This is a genomic window from Streptomyces sp. NPDC041796, from assembly GCF_055590785.1.
Window position 1 is genome coordinate 119,269 of the sequence record NZ_JBVJAH010000014.1, and the last position, 15,317, is coordinate 134,585.

General features: G+C 71.2%; 17 protein-coding genes. 7 read left to right on the forward strand and 10 right to left on the reverse strand.

Annotated elements, in window-relative coordinates:
• Window positions 1-107 precede the first annotated feature (107 nt).
• From ACZ6C1_RS26860 to ACZ6C1_RS26885, 6 genes are all read right to left on the reverse strand, one after another.
• Window positions 108-1,466 (reverse strand): dicarboxylate/amino acid:cation symporter, encoded by a 1,359-nt coding sequence (locus ACZ6C1_RS26860; RefSeq protein WP_469244000.1) that lies wholly within the window; start codon window positions 1,464-1,466, stop codon window positions 108-110.
• A 320-nt stretch (window positions 1,467-1,786) separates the two neighbouring features.
• On the reverse strand, window positions 1,787-2,041 hold the full coding sequence (locus ACZ6C1_RS26865) for a DUF4229 domain-containing protein (RefSeq protein WP_469244104.1): 255 nt from the start codon (window positions 2,039-2,041) through the stop codon (window positions 1,787-1,789).
• Between the two features lie 122 nt (window positions 2,042-2,163).
• Complete coding sequence (locus ACZ6C1_RS26870) at window positions 2,164-2,691, reverse strand: GNAT family N-acetyltransferase (RefSeq protein ID WP_469244001.1); 528 nt, start codon at window positions 2,689-2,691, stop codon at window positions 2,164-2,166.
• A 19-nt stretch (window positions 2,692-2,710) separates the two neighbouring features.
• Window positions 2,711-3,367 (reverse strand): UdgX family uracil-DNA binding protein, encoded by a 657-nt coding sequence (locus ACZ6C1_RS26875; RefSeq protein WP_469244003.1) that lies wholly within the window; start codon window positions 3,365-3,367, stop codon window positions 2,711-2,713.
• 38 nt (window positions 3,368-3,405) lie between these two features.
• The gene (mqnE, locus tag ACZ6C1_RS26880; protein ID WP_469244004.1) at window positions 3,406-4,569 is read right to left on the reverse strand and encodes an aminofutalosine synthase MqnE; all 1,164 of its coding nucleotides are present in this window, start codon (window positions 4,567-4,569) and stop codon (window positions 3,406-3,408) included.
• An 87-nt stretch (window positions 4,570-4,656) separates the two neighbouring features.
• A complete protein-coding gene (locus tag ACZ6C1_RS26885; RefSeq protein WP_073753265.1) occupies window positions 4,657-5,112 on the reverse strand; it encodes an Lrp/AsnC family transcriptional regulator in 456 nt (151 codons plus the stop codon).
• Window positions 5,113-5,226: 114 nt separating this feature from the next.
• On the opposite strand from ACZ6C1_RS26885, the gene ACZ6C1_RS26890 reads away from it, so the two are divergent.
• Window positions 5,227-5,379 (forward strand): hypothetical protein, encoded by a 153-nt coding sequence (locus tag ACZ6C1_RS26890; protein ID WP_469244006.1) that lies wholly within the window; start codon window positions 5,227-5,229, stop codon window positions 5,377-5,379.
• Here ACZ6C1_RS26890 and ACZ6C1_RS26895 read toward each other — a convergent pair.
• Window positions 5,376-6,050, reverse strand: coding sequence for a UbiX family flavin prenyltransferase (locus tag ACZ6C1_RS26895; protein WP_469244008.1), 675 nt, complete (start codon window positions 6,048-6,050; stop codon window positions 5,376-5,378). The genes ACZ6C1_RS26890 and ACZ6C1_RS26895 overlap by 4 nt on opposite strands.
• Window positions 6,051-6,158: 108 nt before the next feature.
• On the opposite strand from ACZ6C1_RS26895, the gene ACZ6C1_RS26900 reads away from it, so the two are divergent.
• Window positions 6,159-6,779 (forward strand): rhomboid family intramembrane serine protease, encoded by a 621-nt coding sequence (locus tag ACZ6C1_RS26900; protein ID WP_469244010.1) that lies wholly within the window; start codon window positions 6,159-6,161, stop codon window positions 6,777-6,779.
• Here the strand turns inward: ACZ6C1_RS26900 and mqnP are convergent.
• Window positions 6,769-7,686 (reverse strand): menaquinone biosynthesis prenyltransferase MqnP, encoded by a 918-nt coding sequence (gene mqnP, locus ACZ6C1_RS26905; RefSeq protein ID WP_469244012.1) that lies wholly within the window; start codon window positions 7,684-7,686, stop codon window positions 6,769-6,771. The two genes, ACZ6C1_RS26900 and mqnP, sit on opposite strands and share 11 nt — an antisense overlap.
• Complete coding sequence (locus ACZ6C1_RS26910; RefSeq protein WP_469244014.1) at window positions 7,683-9,134, reverse strand: menaquinone biosynthesis decarboxylase; 1,452 nt, start codon at window positions 9,132-9,134, stop codon at window positions 7,683-7,685. The genes mqnP and ACZ6C1_RS26910 overlap by 4 nt, the downstream gene beginning before the upstream one ends.
• A gap of 89 nt (window positions 9,135-9,223) precedes the next feature.
• On the opposite strand from ACZ6C1_RS26910, the gene ACZ6C1_RS26915 reads away from it, so the two are divergent.
• The 5 genes from ACZ6C1_RS26915 to ACZ6C1_RS26935 all read left to right on the forward strand — a co-directional run bounded on the left by ACZ6C1_RS26915 (window position 9,224) and on the right by ACZ6C1_RS26935 (window position 14,760).
• A complete protein-coding gene (locus ACZ6C1_RS26915; RefSeq protein WP_469244015.1) occupies window positions 9,224-9,634 on the forward strand; it encodes a PLD nuclease N-terminal domain-containing protein in 411 nt (136 codons plus the stop codon).
• Window positions 9,635-9,700: 66 nt separating this feature from the next.
• On the forward strand, window positions 9,701-10,156 hold the full coding sequence (locus ACZ6C1_RS26920) for a nucleoside deaminase (protein ID WP_469244017.1): 456 nt from the start codon (window positions 9,701-9,703) through the stop codon (window positions 10,154-10,156).
• Entirely contained in the window at window positions 10,149-11,081 is a 933-nt protein-coding gene (locus tag ACZ6C1_RS26925) for an isopenicillin N synthase family dioxygenase (RefSeq protein ID WP_469244018.1), read from the forward strand. Before ACZ6C1_RS26920 ends, ACZ6C1_RS26925 begins: the two co-directional genes overlap by 8 nt.
• Before the next feature lie 75 nt (window positions 11,082-11,156).
• Window positions 11,157-13,223 (forward strand): hypothetical protein, encoded by a 2,067-nt coding sequence (locus tag ACZ6C1_RS26930; RefSeq protein WP_469244020.1) that lies wholly within the window; start codon window positions 11,157-11,159, stop codon window positions 13,221-13,223.
• A gap of 1 nt (window position 13,224) precedes the next feature.
• The gene (locus tag ACZ6C1_RS26935; RefSeq protein WP_469244022.1) at window positions 13,225-14,760 is read left to right on the forward strand and encodes an ABC transporter substrate-binding protein; all 1,536 of its coding nucleotides are present in this window, start codon (window positions 13,225-13,227) and stop codon (window positions 14,758-14,760) included.
• A 21-nt stretch (window positions 14,761-14,781) separates the two neighbouring features.
• On the opposite strand, the gene ACZ6C1_RS26940 is transcribed toward ACZ6C1_RS26935, so the two are convergent.
• Window positions 14,782-15,300: an SRPBCC domain-containing protein gene (locus ACZ6C1_RS26940; protein ID WP_469244024.1), complete on the reverse strand. Its 519-nt coding sequence runs from the start codon at window positions 15,298-15,300 to the stop codon at window positions 14,782-14,784.
• Between the last annotated feature and the right edge of the window lie 17 nt (window positions 15,301-15,317).

Sequence of the window (15,317 nt, forward strand, 5' to 3'; positions counted from 1 at the left end):
TCCCCCCCTCCCCGTTTCGTGTCGGGCCGTGGGGGTCGGGGAAGCGGGCGTTGCCCCCCCCCCCCCCCCCCTCCCCCTCCCCCCCACCCCTCTCGTGTCGTGCAGCGTCAGACGGTGACCGGCACGGCCACCTTCCGCTCGGCCTCGCGGACGCCGTGGTCGTCGTCGCCGCCGTCGATCGGCGACGCCGACGCCGCGTTGTAGGCGTCGAGGTCCAGGATCTTCTCGCGGGCGGCGACGACCACCGGGACGAGCGCCTGGCCGGCGACGTTCGTCGCCGTACGCATCATGTCCAGGATCGGGTCGATGGCCATCAGCAGGCCGACACCCTCCAGCGGCAGGCCCAGCGCGGAGAGGGTCAGCGTCAGCATGACCGTGGCACCGGTCAGACCGGCGGTGGCCGCGGAGCCGACGACCGAGACGAAGGCGATCATCAGGTAGTCCTGGATGCCGAGCTGGACGTCGAAGATCTGGGCGATGAAGATCGCGGCGAGCGCCGGGTAGATCGCGGCGCAGCCGTCCATCTTCGTCGTCGCGCCGAACGGTACGGCGAAGGAGGTGTACTCCTTCGGCACACCGAGGCGCTCGGTGACCTTGACCGTGACCGGCATGGTGCCGACGGAGGAGCGGGAGACGAAGGCGAGCTGGATCGCCGGCCAGGCGCCCTTGAAGAACTGGACCGGGTTGACCTTGGCGACGGTCGCCAGCAGCAGCGGGTAGACGCCGAACAGGACCAGCGCGCAGCCGATGTAGACGTCGGCGGTGAAGGTGGCGTACTTGCCGATGAGGTCCCAGCCGTAGTCGGCGATGGCGTAGCCGATGAGGCCGACGGTGCCGATCGGGGCGAGGCGGATGACCCACCACAGGGCCTTCTGCAGCAGTTCCAGCACCGACTCGCTGAGGGTGAGGATCGGCTGGGCCTTCTCGCCGAGCTTGAGGGCGGCGATACCGGCGACGGCGGCCATGAAGACGATCTGCAGGACGTTCAGTTCGGTGAAGGGCGTGATGACGTCCGTCGGGATGATGCCGGTGAGGAAGTCCAGCCAGGAGCCGGCGTTCTCGGGCTTCTCGCCGTCCTTGGGGGTGAGCCCCGTTCCGGCGCCCGGGTTGGTGACCAGGCCGATCGCGAGGCCGATGGCGACCGCGATCAGCGAGGTGATCATGAACCAGAGCAGGGTGCGGGAAGCCAGCCGGGCGGCGTTGTTGACCTTCCGCAGGTTGGTGATGGACACCAGGATCGCGAAGAAGACGAGCGGCGCGACGGCCAGCTTCAGCAGCTGGACGAAGATGTGGCCGACCTTGTCGAGCGTGGTGTGCAGCCACTGCACGTCATAGGTGCGGGTGAGCCAGCCGAGGACGACGCCGAGGACGAGACCGGCGACGATCTGGGCCCAGAAGGGCACCTTGGGTATGCGGGACGTGCGCTTCGTGGGGGTTTCGGTGCTCGCGGACGCGGACACGGACACACTCCAGTGGTACGTATCGGGGAATACGGGACGGGGGTGCGGCGCACACGCCTTCCGGCGGCGCCGCTGCATGATGCCGGGTCAGATTTCGCGGCAACAGACCGCGGACATACAGCGGCAGAGGTCGACATGCAGGCGCGCCACGAGCGGGATGCTCATGGCGTCGGCTTGGGGGCGCACTGCTGTCTTCACGCCGAACACGTTAACACTTGAACTTTGAGGACCTCAAAGCACTTCTTTGGGTCAGGCCGGCCGGAACGCCAACACCCCCGTGCGAAGCGTGGCTTCGGCACGGGGGTGCGGGAAGTGGGTGAGCTACCTCACTGGACGGCGCTGTCCTCGCGGGTCCGGTTGGCCTCCAGGCGGGCCTTGGCGCTGTCGACCTTCTCGACGATCTGCGCGGACATCGCGTCACGCTGCTTGCGCAGCAGGACGAAGCTGAGGGGCGCCGAGATCACGATCGACAGGAGCAGCACCCAGAGGAGGTTGGAGTCCCCGAGACCACGCGGCAGCACACCGACGTACACCAGACCCCACAGGGCGAGGAAGCAACCGGCGAAAACGCCGAGGCGCATGAGGGTGTACCGGATCGTGGCGCTCGTGCTGGCAGCAGCGGACACGGCGGGGCCTTCTTCCTTCGTATTCCTTCGTACGGCGTTCCTGCCCGTCTAGTGAAGCACGTGACGAATCGATCAATTCAGGGGGTGAGCGGCAGATACATGATGATGTCGTCGCGGTCGTCGCCGTCGGCGACGCGGATCGCGTCCGGGATGCGCCCGACCTCCTTGTAGCCGCACGAGCCGTAGAACCGGTCGACGCCGGTGCCGCCGCGGCAGGTGAGCCGGATCGCGTCGATGCCGTCGATGCCGCGTACCGCCGCCTCCGTCGCGGCCATGAGGTCGCGCCCGTACCCCTTGCCCTGGTGGCGGGGGTGGACCATCACGGTGTAGAGCCACACCCAGTGCTTCATCAGACGGTGCGTGTTGTACGTGATGAAGGCCGTGGCGGCGACGGCGCCGTCCTCGTCGCGGCCGACCAGGAGGCGGGTGCGGCCCTCGGCGACGGCGGTGAGGTGCCTGACCCACTCGGGGCGGATGTCGTCGGGAGTGACGGGCGGGACGAAGCCGACGGCGCCGCCCGCGTTGGAGACGTCCGTCCACAGGGTGAGGACGCCGTCGCGGAGGGCAGAGTCGATCTGCGGATCCAGCTCGAAGTTCAACGGCATGCGTTCGACGATAAACGGATCAGCGCAAGGCCCGGGCGGCGATCCGCAGGTCGGACACCAGGCCCTCGTAGACCGCTTCGCGGTCGTCGGCGCGCAGCACCGCCGAGGGGTGGATGGTGGCGACCAGGCACTCGCCGCGCTCCTCGTGGCCGGGGAACGGCAGCAGCATGCCGCGTTGCTTGGTGACCCGGAACGACGAGCCGAGCAGGGCCTTCCCCGCGGTGGCCCCGAGGGCGACGATCACCTCGGGGTCGACGAGCCGCAGCTCCGCCTCCAGCCACGGCTTGCAGGCGGTCATCTCGCGGAGGCTGGGCGACTTGTGGATACGGCGCTTGCCGCGTTCGGGGACGACCTCGAACTTGAAGTGCTTGACGGCGTTGGTGACGTACGTGTCGCCCGGCTCGATCCCGGCCTCGTCCAGCGCCCGGGTGAGCACCTTGCCGGCCGGCCCGACGAACGGCGCGCCCTGCCGGTCCTCCTGGTCACCCGGCTGCTCGCCGACCAGCAGGACCCGCCCGTGGGCGTTCCCGGCGCCGAACACCGTGCGGGTCGCGTCCCGGTGCAACGGGCACCCCCGGCACCCGGCGGCAGCCTCGCGCAGCGCCTCGATGCCGGCTGCCTCGGGTACGAAGGGCTCGGCGGTGTACGCGTCCTCGGGGGCCTTGGTACCAGCCATGGCCCCCGGGTACCCGCGGGGTGGCGGGTCGGAACCGGTCAGACCCGCATGGGCTGGGGCGACTCGCGGCGGTCGGCGTCCGGGCCCGGGTACTCGCGGATGATCTCGTAGCGGGTGTTGCGCTCCACCGGGCGGAAGCCCGCGTCGCGGATCAGCTCCAGCAGGTCGTCACGGCCCAGCTTGTTCGGCGTGCCGTAGTTGTCCGCGTCATGCGTGATCTTGTACTCGACGACCGACCCGTCCATGTCGTCCGCGCCGTGCTGGAGCGCGAGCTGGGCGGTCTGGACGCCGTGCATCACCCAGAAGACCTTGACGTGCTGGACGTTGTCGAACAGCAGCCGCGAGACCGCGAAGGTCTTCAGCGCCTCGGCGCCCGTCGCCATCGTCGTCCGCGCCTGGAGCCGGTTGCGGATCTTGCCGTCCTGCATGTCCACGAAGTCGTGCTGGTAGCGCAGCGGGATGAAGACCTGGAAGCCGCCGGTCTCGTCCTGGAGCTCCCGCAGCCGCAGCACGTGGTCCACGCGGTGGCGCGGCTCCTCGATGTGCCCGTACAGCATCGTGCAGGGGGTCTTCAGACCCTTCTCGTGCGCGAGGCGGTGGATGCGGGACCAGTCCTCCCAGTGGGTGCGGTGGTCCACGATGTGCTGGCGGACCTCCCAGTCGAAGATCTCCGCGCCGCCGCCGGTCAGCGACTCCAGTCCCGCCTCGATCAGCTCGTCGAGGATCTCGGAGGCCGACAGCCCGGAGATCGTCTCGAAGTGGTGGATCTCGGTGGCGGTGAAGGCCTTGAGGGAGACGTTCGGCAGGGCCTTCTTCAGCTCGCTCAGTGAACGCGGGTAGTAGCGCCACGGCAGGTTGGGGTGGAGCCCGTTGACGATGTGCAGCTCGGTGAGGTTCTCGTTCTCCATCGCCTTCGCGAGGCGGACGGCCTCCTCGATGCGCATGGTGTACGCGTCCTTCTCGCCCGGCTTGCGCTGGAACGAGCAGTAGGCGCACGACGCCGTGCACACGTTCGTCATGTTGAGGTGCCGGTTGACGTTGAAGTGGACGACGTCACCGTTCTTGCGCGTCCGCACCTCGTGGGCGAGACCGCCGAGCCAGGCCAGGTCGTCCGACTCGTAGAGGGCGATGCCGTCCTCGCGGGTCAGCCGCTCCCCGGACCGGACCTTCTCCTCCAGCTCGCGCTTGAGCCCCGCGTCCATGACGCCTCCCATACGTGTGTCAATCGGGCTCCCCCACCGTACTCCCCCGTACTTCGCAGGCGGGGGGACCCCCGTGGACGCTCCGCGTCAGCCTTCCTCCGGCAGGTCGCCGACCCGGTTCTCCCACTTGGTGGAGAGCACGATGGTCGTCCGGGTGCGGGACACGCCCTTCGTGCCGGACAGCCGGCGGATGGTCTTCTCCAGGCCGTCCACGTCGCTCGCCCGCACCTTGAGCATGAACGAGTCGTCGCCGGCGATGAACCAGCAGTCCTCGATCTCGGCCAGGTCCCGCAGCCGGCGCGCCACGTCCTCGTGGTCGGCGGCGTCGGAGAGGGAGATGCCGATCAGCGCCGTGACGCCGAGGCCGAGGGAGGCGGAGTCGACGGTGGCGCGGTAGCCGGTGATGACGCCGGCCGCTTCCAGGCGGTTGATGCGGTCGGTGACGGAGGGCCCGGAGAGCCCGACGAGCCGGCCGAGCTCGGCGTACGAGGCCCTGCCGTTCTCGCGAAGGGCCTGGATGAGCTGCCTATCCACGGCGTCCATATACCTGAAGCCTTCCATTGTTCAGCAACACAGCACGTTTAATTGTAGAATCAAAGGCGCACAGAGCCAATGCCCTGTGAATCTTTCAGATGATCAAAGACGATCCGTCAGGAGATGACACTCATCGTGTACACGATCGAGATGGCCCACGCCCACATGCGCGCGCTGCAGGAGCTGGCCAACCGCTCGCGTGCCCACCAGCCGGCCGCCGCGTACCGGGTCGACCGCGGGTCCGCGCCCCGCGCGCGCCGCGCCGGGAAGCGCTAGTCCGCACGCGCACCCCCACCCAGTTCCCCCTTCCAGCGGCGGTACAGCCGGTGCGGCACACCCGCCGCGTCCAGCACCCGCCCCGCGACGAAGTCCACCAGGTCCTGGATGTGCGTCGCGCCTGCGTAGAACGCCGGAGAGGCGGGCAGCACGACCGCGCCCGCCTCGTCCAGCGCCACCAGGTGCTTGAGCGTCTGGCCGTTCAGCGGGGTCTCCCGCACCGCGACCACCAGCGTGCGCCGCTCCTTCAGCGTCACGCTCGCCACCCGCTGCAACAGGTCCTTCGACAGGCCGAGCGCCACCCCCGCCACGCACGCGGTGGACGCGGGCACGATCAGCATCCCCTTGACGGGGTACGACCCCGACGACGGCCCCGCGGCGAGGTCGCCCGCCGCCCAGTGCCGTACGTCCGACACGTCCACCCGGTACACGCCCGGCTTCCCGTCCGCGCCCCGCGACAGCCACTCGGTGAGATCCTCGCGCCAGTGCGCGTCCCGGAAGGCGATCCCGGTCTCGTCGAGCAGCGTCAGCCGCGACGCCCGGGACACCACCAGATCGACGCTCTCCCCGGCAGCGAGCAGCCCGCGCAGCACGGCGGCTGCGTACGGGGTCCCTGACGCCCCCGACACCCCGACGACCCACGGACGACGCTGCGTTTCTCCCGGTTCCACGACGCTGAGCCTATCCGGCCGGTCCGATACCGGACCGGCCGGTACGGAACCGAGCAAGGTGCCCCGGACGTTTCCGGGGGGAGACACGCGACACCACAGGGGGCCGCCATGGCGGATACGACAAGGGGCGACGTCACCGGCCGGACGACCGGCGCCGGCCGGGTCGGGGCGGCCGCCGCGCTGATGGCCGCGTGGGTGGCCCTGCTGTGGCTGCTGGAGGCCGTGGACCTGGTCACCGGCCACGCGCTCGACACGTACGGCATCTCCCCGCGCGAGGTCGTCGAGCTGCGCGACCTCGTCCCGGCGGCGTTCCTGCACTTCGGCTTCGGACACGTGGCGGCGAACACCGTGCCGCTGCTGGTGTTCGGCTTCCTCGCCGCGCTCGGCGGCATCCGCCGCTTCCTCGCCGTGGCCGCGCTGATCGTGGTCGTCGACGGCCTGGGCGTGTGGCTGGTCTCCCCCGCCCACAGCGTCACGGCGGGCGCGTCGGGCCTGATCTTCGGACTGTTCGGCTACCTGCTGGTGCGCGGCTTCGTGGACCGCAAGCCGATGGACATCCTGGTGGGCCTGCTGATCGGCGCCGTCTGGGGGAGCACCATCCTGCTCGGCATATCGCCCACCCAGTCGGGCGTCAGCTGGCAGGGCCACTTGTTCGGGCTGCTCGCGGGCGTGGCGGCGGCCTTCGTCTTCCGCCGCCGCCCGCGCACGGCGCCCCCGCTCAGAGCGTGAGGCCGCGCACCAGCAGGTCGGTCAGCGCGCACACGAAGAGCGCGACGCCGATGAAGCCGTTCGTCGTGAAGAACGCCCGGTTGAGCCGTGACAGGTCGTGCGGGCGCACGATGCTGTGCTCGTAGAGGAAGGCGACGGCGACGACCACCAGCCCGGCCCAGAAGAACACCCCCGCGTCGGTGGCCAGGGCGTACCAGACCAGCAGCGCGGTGGTGACGACGTGGCAGGCGCGGGCGCCGTGGAGGGCCGCCGGGATACCGAAGCGCGCGGGGACGGACTTCACCCCGTGGGCACGGTCGGCCTGGACGTCCTGGCAGGCGAAGATCAGGTCGAAGCCGCCGATCCAGACGCCCACGGCGAGCCCCAGGATCACCGCGTCCCAGGACCAGGCCCCGGTGACCGCGAGCCACGCGCCGACCGGTCCGATGGCCTGGGCGAGCCCCAGGATGGCGTGCGGGAAGTTCGTGAACCGCTTGCCGTACGGATAGACCACCATCGGTACGACGGCGAGGGGCGCGAGCACCAGGCACAGCGGATTCAGCAGGGCGGCAGCCCCGAGGAACGCCACCAGGGCCACCAGCGCCCCGGTCCAGGCGGTGCGGACGGACACCGCGCCGGTGACCAGCTCGCGGCCGGCCGTGCGCGGGTTACGGGCGTCGATCTCGCGGTCGATGATCCGGTTGCAGGCCATCGCGAAGGTGCGCAGGCCCACCATCGCGACGGTGACCAGGAGCAGCTCCATCCAGTGGACGGTCCTGTCGTCCTGGTACATCGCGGTGAGCGAGGCGATGTAGGCGAAGGGCAGCGCGAAGACCGAGTGCTCGATGAGCACCAGGCGCAGGAAGGCCTTCACCTTCCCGGCCGGCTGCGGCACGGCGGACGCGGACGCCGAGGCCGACGCGGTCACAGCCCGTACTCCTTCCAGCGGCGGTCGACCAGCGCCGCCGTCGCGGGATCGGACTCGACCATGTCCGGCCAGCCGCCGTCGCGGGTGTAGCCCTCCTCGGGCCACTTCCTCGTGGCGTCGATGCCCGCCTTGCCGCCCCAGAACTGCTGGTACGACGCGTGGTCCAGATGGTCGACCGGCCCCTCCACGACCGTGAGGTCGCGGGCGTAGTCGGTGTTGCCCAGCGCCCGCCAGGACACCTCGTGCATGTTGCGGACGTCGCAGTCGGCGTCGACGATCACGATCAGCTTGGTCAGCGACATCATGTGGGCGCCCCAGATGGCGTGCATGACCTTCTGGGCGTGCTTGGGGTACTTCTTGTCGATCGAGACGATCGCGCAGTTGTGGAAGCCGCCCGACTCCGGCAGGTGGTAGTCCACGATGTCCGGGACGATGATCTTGAGCAGAGGGAGGAAGAAGCGTTCCGTCGCGCGGCCCAGCGGCCCGTCCTCCGTCGGGGGGCGCCCCACGACGATCGACTGGAGCAGCGGCCGCCTGCGCATCGTCACACAGTCGATGGTCAGCGCCGGGAACGGCTCCTGCGGGGTGTAGAAGCCCGTGTGGTCGCCGAACGGCCCCTCGGGGAGCATCTCGCCCGGCTCCAGCCAGCCCTCCAGGACGACCTCGGCCTGCGCGGGGACCTGGAGCGGCACGGTCTTGCAGTCGACCATCTCGATCCGCTTGCCCTGGAGGAAGCCGGCGAACAGGTACTCGTCGATGTCCTCCGGCAGCGGCGCGGTCGACGCGTACGTCACGGCCGGCGGCGCCCCGAACGCGATCGCGACCGGCAGCCGCTCCCCGCGGCGGGCGGCCACCTGGTAGTGGTTGCGGCTGTCCTTGTGGATCTGCCAGTGCATGCCGATGGTGCGCTTGTCGTGGCGCTGGAGCCGGTACAGGCCGAGGTTGCGGATGCCGTTCTCGGGGTGCTTGGTGTGCGTCAGCCCCAGGTTGAAGAAGGAGCCGCCGTCCTTGGGCCAGGTGAAGAGGGCCGGGAGCCTGTCGAGGTCGACGTCCTCGCCGCGCAGGACGACCTCCTGCACCGGCGCGTCCTTGACCTTCTTCGGCGGTACGTGGGTCATCGCGCCCAGCTTGCCGAAGGCCTCGCGCACCCCGACGAAGCCGTGCGGAAGCTCCGGCTTGAGCAGCCCGCCGATCTTCGCGCTGATCTCGTCGTACGACTTCAGGCCCAGGGCCTTCAGCAGCCTGCGGTCCGTCCCGAAGACGTTCATCGCCAGCGGCATCGCGGACCCACGGACGTTCTCGAAGAGGAGAGCCGGGCCGCCGGACTTCTGGACCCGGTCGACGATCTCTCCGACCTCCAGATACGGGTCGACTTCGGCCTTGATGCGCTTGAGGTCGCCTTCGCGCTCCAGCGCCCTGAGCAGCGAGCGAAGATCGTCGTAAGCCATGGGGCCCAGTATCCGTCACCGGCTACGCTGGGCGTGTCACCGGGGCTGACCAGACGCGGCCCGCCAATGCTTCCAGGGGGCTGTCCCACATGCTCAGGGCACTGCTGTACATCCTGCCGCTGGCGCTGACGATCTACGCCTTCATCGACTGCCTGAACACCCCCGAGGACGAGGCCAGGCACCTCCCCAAAGTGGCCTGGATCTTCATCATCCTGCTGTTCTGGATCGTCGGCCCGATCGTCTGGTTCGCCGCCGGCAAGCTGCGTCACGCCCCGGGGGGCGGGCGCACTCCCTCCGAGTGGCACCGGAACCACCGCACCGAGTGGGTCGCTCCTGACGACAACCCCGAGTTCCTGAAGTCGCTGCGCGAGGAGAACCAGAAGGACGAGTCGCTCCTGAAGGACTGGGAGGCCGACCTGCGCCGCCGCGAGGACGAGCTGAAGAAGAAGGACCGGGACGAGCAGCAGGACGGCGGCGACGGCGGCACCGAGAAGTCCTGACCCGTTTCGCGGAAGTCCTGGCCCGTTTCCCGCGGGAAGGGCCCGGCGGCGGGGAAGGTACCCGCCATGGACCATCAGCAGCAGGCACGGCGGTGGCTGGAGACGGCCGTCGCCGAGGCGCGCGCGGGGCTCGCCGAGGGCGGGATCCCCGTCGGGGCCGCCCTGTACGGGGCGGACGGCACGCTCCTCGGGCGGGGGCGCAACCGCCGGGTACAGGACGGTGATCCCTCCACGCACGCCGAGACGGCCGCGTTCCGGGCGGCCGGGCGTCAGCGGTCGTACCGGGGGACGACCATGGTGACCACGCTGTCGCCCTGCTGGTACTGCAGCGGGCTCGTGCGGCAGTTCGGGATCCCGCGGGTCGTGATCGGCGAGGCGCGGACGTTCCACGGGGGCCACGACTGGCTGGCCGGGCACGGCGTGGAGGTCGTCCTGCTCGACGACCCGGAGTGCGTCGCCCTGATGCGCGGCTTCATCGAGGAACACCCGGCGCTCTGGAACGAGGACATCGGCGATGAGTGAGCGACGACGGATCCCCACGATCGATCTGGCGCCATGGCTGTCCGGCGACCCCGACGCCCGCGCGGAGACCGCGCGCACCGTCGACCGGGCACTGCGCACGGCCGGGTTCCTGCTGGTGACCGGCCACGGCGTCGAGCCGGAGCTGCGGGCGGCGATCCGCCGGGAGGCGCGCCGGTTCTTCCACCTGGACGCCCGGGCCAAGGAGCCGTACGCCGTGAGGGTCGGCGGGCGCGGCTGGCTCGGGCCGGGCGCGGAGACCAACGCGTACGCGGAGGGCACGCAGAGCCCGCCGGACCTCAAGGAGTCGCTGTCGTTCGCGTCCCACGAGCCGACCGGCGACCCGGCGGTGGACGCGGAGTGGTTCCTGCCCAACACGTGGCCGGCCGAGGTGCCGGGGCTGAGGCCGCTGGTGGAGGAGTACCTGGCGCGGATGCGGGAGCTGTCCGACCGGCTGCTGGAACTGCTGGGCGTGGCGCTCGGCGAGGGTGATGACTTCTTCACCCGGCACACCGCTCATCCCACCTGGGGCTTCAACATCAACTGGTATCCGGGGCGGGACGTGCTCGGCGAGCCGGAGCCGGGCCAGTTCCGGATCGGGCCGCACACCGACTTCGGGACGGTGACCGTGCTCGACCGGCAGGCGGGCAGGGGCGGGCTCCAGGTGTTCACGGACGAGGGCGGCTGGGAGGACGCCCCGTACGACCCGGACGCCTTCACCATCAACATCGGCGACCTGATGGCCTTCTGGACCGGTGGACGCTGGCGCTCGGGCCGCCACCGGGTGCTGCCGCCGCCCGCCGACGCCCCCACCGAGGAACTGGTGTCGCTGGTGTACTTCTACGAGTGCGATCCCGGTACGGACGTCCGGGGCACCGACTCGCACACGTATCTGCGCGGGCAGCTGGACGCCATCACGACTGAATGACGGTTCCGCCGACTCCTCACGCGGTCAACGGTTCGAAAGTAACCTTGACTTGACGCTGAGTCACGGGGGGTGGCGGTGGACAGAGAGCTGTACGGCCGCGAGGCGGTCCTGGACACGTACGGTCTGGCCGCCCGGCTGACCGGACTGACTCCGTACAGCTTCGCCCCCGCCGGGTACGAGCACGGGGACGATCCACCCGTCACCGTCTTCACCGGCGGCCGGGGCATGGGAAAGACGGCGCTGCTCAAGCAGGTGCGCAACGCCTACCGGGGCGGCACCCCGCTCGCGCTGCTGGACTGCGCGCACATCGAGCCGCCCCTCGACCACGGGCCCGGCTGGAACCCGCTGACGGGCGCGCTCGCGGAGCTGGCCGTCCAGTTGTCGCCGAGGATCCTCACGGCCAAGCCGGTGGAGTTCCCGAGGCTCGCCCTGGGCCTGGCGGCGGTCGCGGTCACCGGCTGGTCGCAGGAGGACGACGACCGGGCGCGACGCGACCTCCAGCGCCTCGGCCCGGTCCTGGCCACCGTGGACGAGGCCAAGGGCGCGGCGGGTACGTGGGTCTCCAAGGTGCTGGCCAAGCTGGCCGCCACGGCCGCCGAGTCGACGTCACCGCTCGCGGGGCTGCTGGCCGAGGCGACGGTGGAGACGGTCCTGGAGGAGGTGTTCGGCCGCTACCAGCGCAAGTCCAAGTCCTGGTACGGCGCGTACCGCAACGCGGGCGGGCGGGGCGAGCTGGGGCTGCACCAGCTCGCGGTCGACTTCGAGCGGGGCGGGCGCCGCCAGGAGGAGGCCGAGGCGTTCCTGGTGGGCGCGCTGGTGGAGGACGTGCGCCAGGCCTACGTGGGCCTCACCCGGCGCGGGACCCGGCGCGGCCGCCCGGTCGTGCTGCTGGACAACGCCCACCTCCCGCTCGGCCGGCGCCTGGTCGAGCCGATCCTCAGGGACCGCAGCGCCGGGAGCCGCGATCAGTTCGTCATCGTCGCCTCGTCCCGTGACGCGGACCACGAGGGGCTGCGCCGGGCGACCCGCAAGCGCCTGCCGGAGGTCGCGCACAAGGCGGGCTGGGAGCGGGGCGCGGACATCACGTCGGGCGTCCTCGCCGTGGAGCTGACCCCGCTGAGCGCGGCGCACACCAGGTCCATGTTCGACCGGTACGACCCGGCGGGGTCCACCCCGGCCGACCTGTCGCGGGCGGTCCACCGCCTGACGGGCGGCCGGCCGCTGGCGGTGGCGCTGCTCGGGCGGACGGCCGGCGGGGTGCCGGCGGCCGGGCGCGGCGGGCTCACGCCGGGTGCGCTGCTGGACCTGACGGTGGAGGTGCGCGAGGACACCGCCGCCGTACCGGTCGCGGACACCCTGCTGGGCGAGCTGCTGCCGCCCGGGCTGCGGCCGGACGTCGCCGCGGTGCTGGCCGCCGCCCACGACGAGGAGTCGGCCCGCCTGCTGGCCCGCACTCGGCTGCGCGGCGCGTCGGCGGAGGGCGACGTGGCGTTGCTGGTGCGGGACGCGCTGCGGGCGGACGGCTGGCCGGAGAGCGGCGGGCACTTCGTGGCCGACCCGCTGCTGCGGGCCCTGCTGCTGCACCGGCTGCGGTTCCACGACGGCGACGCGCCCGAGCACGCCGCGTGGCGCGCCGTCCACGAGACGCTGCACCGCCACTACGGGCCCGAACCCACGCCGTACCGGCTGCGGCAGGAGCTGGCGCTCGGCCGCACCGAGGAGGCGGTGACCGAGCTGCGGCTGACGTTCCCCGGCCCGGACGTCCTGGGCTGGCTGGACCGGCTGCGGGTCGTCGCCTCCGCCCCGTACCCCCGCGCGCACCGGCACACCGGCCCCGATCCGCGGCGCGCGGTGGCGCTCGGCGAGGACCCGGGCGGCCCGCTGCCGGACGGGCTGGACGGGGACGCGACGGCGCTGCACCTGGGGATGCGGCGGCTGCTGCACGCGGTGTGGCTGCTGACCGACCCGCTGGCGCTGCCGGACGACGACGTGGTGGACAAGCTGGTGCACGAGCTGCGCCAGCTTTCCGGCCGGCACCTGACCGGCACCAGCCCGCTGTGGGACGCGGCCACCCACTGGCCGAGGGACATCCGTGCCTGGCGGGGCCTCACGGTCCCCCCGGGCCGGGAGGACGGAGTCTGACGTGCCCAATCCACTGCGCTACCGGGTCTTCTACACCACCCGGCAGAAGGTCGTGACCAGCGTGCTGGTGCTGGCGCTGCTGGCCTGGGGCACGGTCTACGCCGTCGGCCGGCTGACCACTCCGGAGGACCGCTCCTGCGCCCCGGGGGTCGCCCGCCCGGTGGGCGGTGACGAGTGCGTCGGGGTGTCCGGTGACGGCTACGCCTTCGAGGTTCCGGCCCTGAAGGACGTCGCCTCGGCGATCGCCGAGGAGAACAAGCGCCTGAAGGCGGGCGAGTACGCCACCGTGGCGCTGCTGCTCCCGCTGACGTCCACGAGCCCGTCGATGCGGATCAAGGTCCTGCACGAGGTGCAGGGCGCGTTCGCCCAGCAGTACGAGGCCAACAACAAGTCCAACAACCAGGTCCCCAAGATCCGGCTCGTCCTCGCCAACACCGGCAACGGCAACGCCCACTGGCGCCCGGCCGTGGACGCCCTGAAGGCGATGACCGGTGCGCCCCACCACCTGCGCGCGGTGTCCGGCATAGCGACCAGCAGCACGCCCGTGCGGCAGGCGGTGAGCGAGCTGACCCGGTCGGGCATCGCGGTCGTCGGCACCACCATCACCGCCGACGACCTCACCAACGGTCCCGGCAGGAAGCCGTTCCCGGGTCTCGCGCGGGTCTCCCCCACCAACAGCGACGAGGCCGAGGCGCTCTCCCACTTCGGCAGGGTGAACGCGGCGAAGGCGATCCTCGTCCACGACGCCCGTGACGGCGACCACTACACGGACACCCTGAAGGCCGCCTTCTCGAAACTGCTGGCGAAGTCCCCGTACCAGCCGCAGCTGTTCACCTCGCCGAAGGACCCGACCCACGAGGGTCCCACCGCCAACACCTTCCGGCAGATCGCCCACCTGCTGTGCACCACCCGCGCTGACACCGTGTTCTTCGCCGGACGGCACACACAGCTACGGCAGTTCATCAACGCGCTGGGCACGCGCGGCTGCACGCACCGGCCGTTCACCGTGCTGACCGGCGACGAGGGCTCCTACCTGGGCGCGGACCCCCAGCTCGACCGGAGCGCGCTCGGCAAGGGGCTGACCGTCCGCTACGCGGCGCTGGCCCACCCCGACGCGTGGCAGGAGGCGCCGGGCAGGACGCTGCCGAAGGCGGGCGGGTCGGCGGCGGCGTACGAGCGGTTCCGCTCGATGATGGACGCGGTGCGTGCGGAGAAGGTGGGGCCGATCGAACTGTCCGACGGGCAGGCGATCATCGCGTACGACGCGATGGCCACAGCCGTGCACGCGATCCGGCAGGCGACGGTCGAGGGCCGGCTGCCGGCCCGGGAGGACGTGGGGCTGCAATGGCCGCAGGTCACCGGGGACCTGCGGGTGAGGGGCGCGAGCGGCTGGATCTGCCTGGACAATCACGGCAATCCGTACAACAAGGCGGTGCCGGTGGTGGAGCTCACGGGGGACAAGCCCCGGTTCGTGCAGATCGCCTGGCCGAAGGGGAAGCCCCCGACCGGCGAGTGCATGCCTCCCCGCACCCAGTAGCGCCCGTGGCCCGCGGGGCCGCTACGTCGCGCCGAAGTCCCGGGCCTCGTACTGGTCGCGCAGTTCCTGCCGGCGCTCCCGGGACCAGGCCGCCCAGTCCGCCGGGCGGCCGTCCAGGGAATCGGCGAGGTACAGGAAGTGGTCGTGCCAGCCGGCCAGGCAGTCCAGCCGGAACTCGTCCGTCCCACGGAACTCGTTGGTGAACCGCAGCGCGCTCGCCCCCGGCCCACCGCCCGGCTCCAGGTGGAACCGCATCCGGCCGTGCACCTCGACCGTGTACTCCACGATCCGTTCCAGGTCCCACGCGGTGACCGTCCCGGACACGACGGTCGGGGGCTCCGTGTTGAGCCAGCGCAGGGTGATCTCGCCGCCGAGCCTGCTCTGCAGGATGTCCGTCTCGGCCAGCCACCCCCGCAGCCCGCCGGGGGTGGTCAGGGCGAGCCAGACGCGCTCCTCGGGGTGGGGCAGGGGGACCACGAACCGCAGGGTGTGGGTGTCGCCGTGGCTCTCGCTGATACCGGGAGGGATCTGATCGGCCATGTATCCAGCGTCGCGCG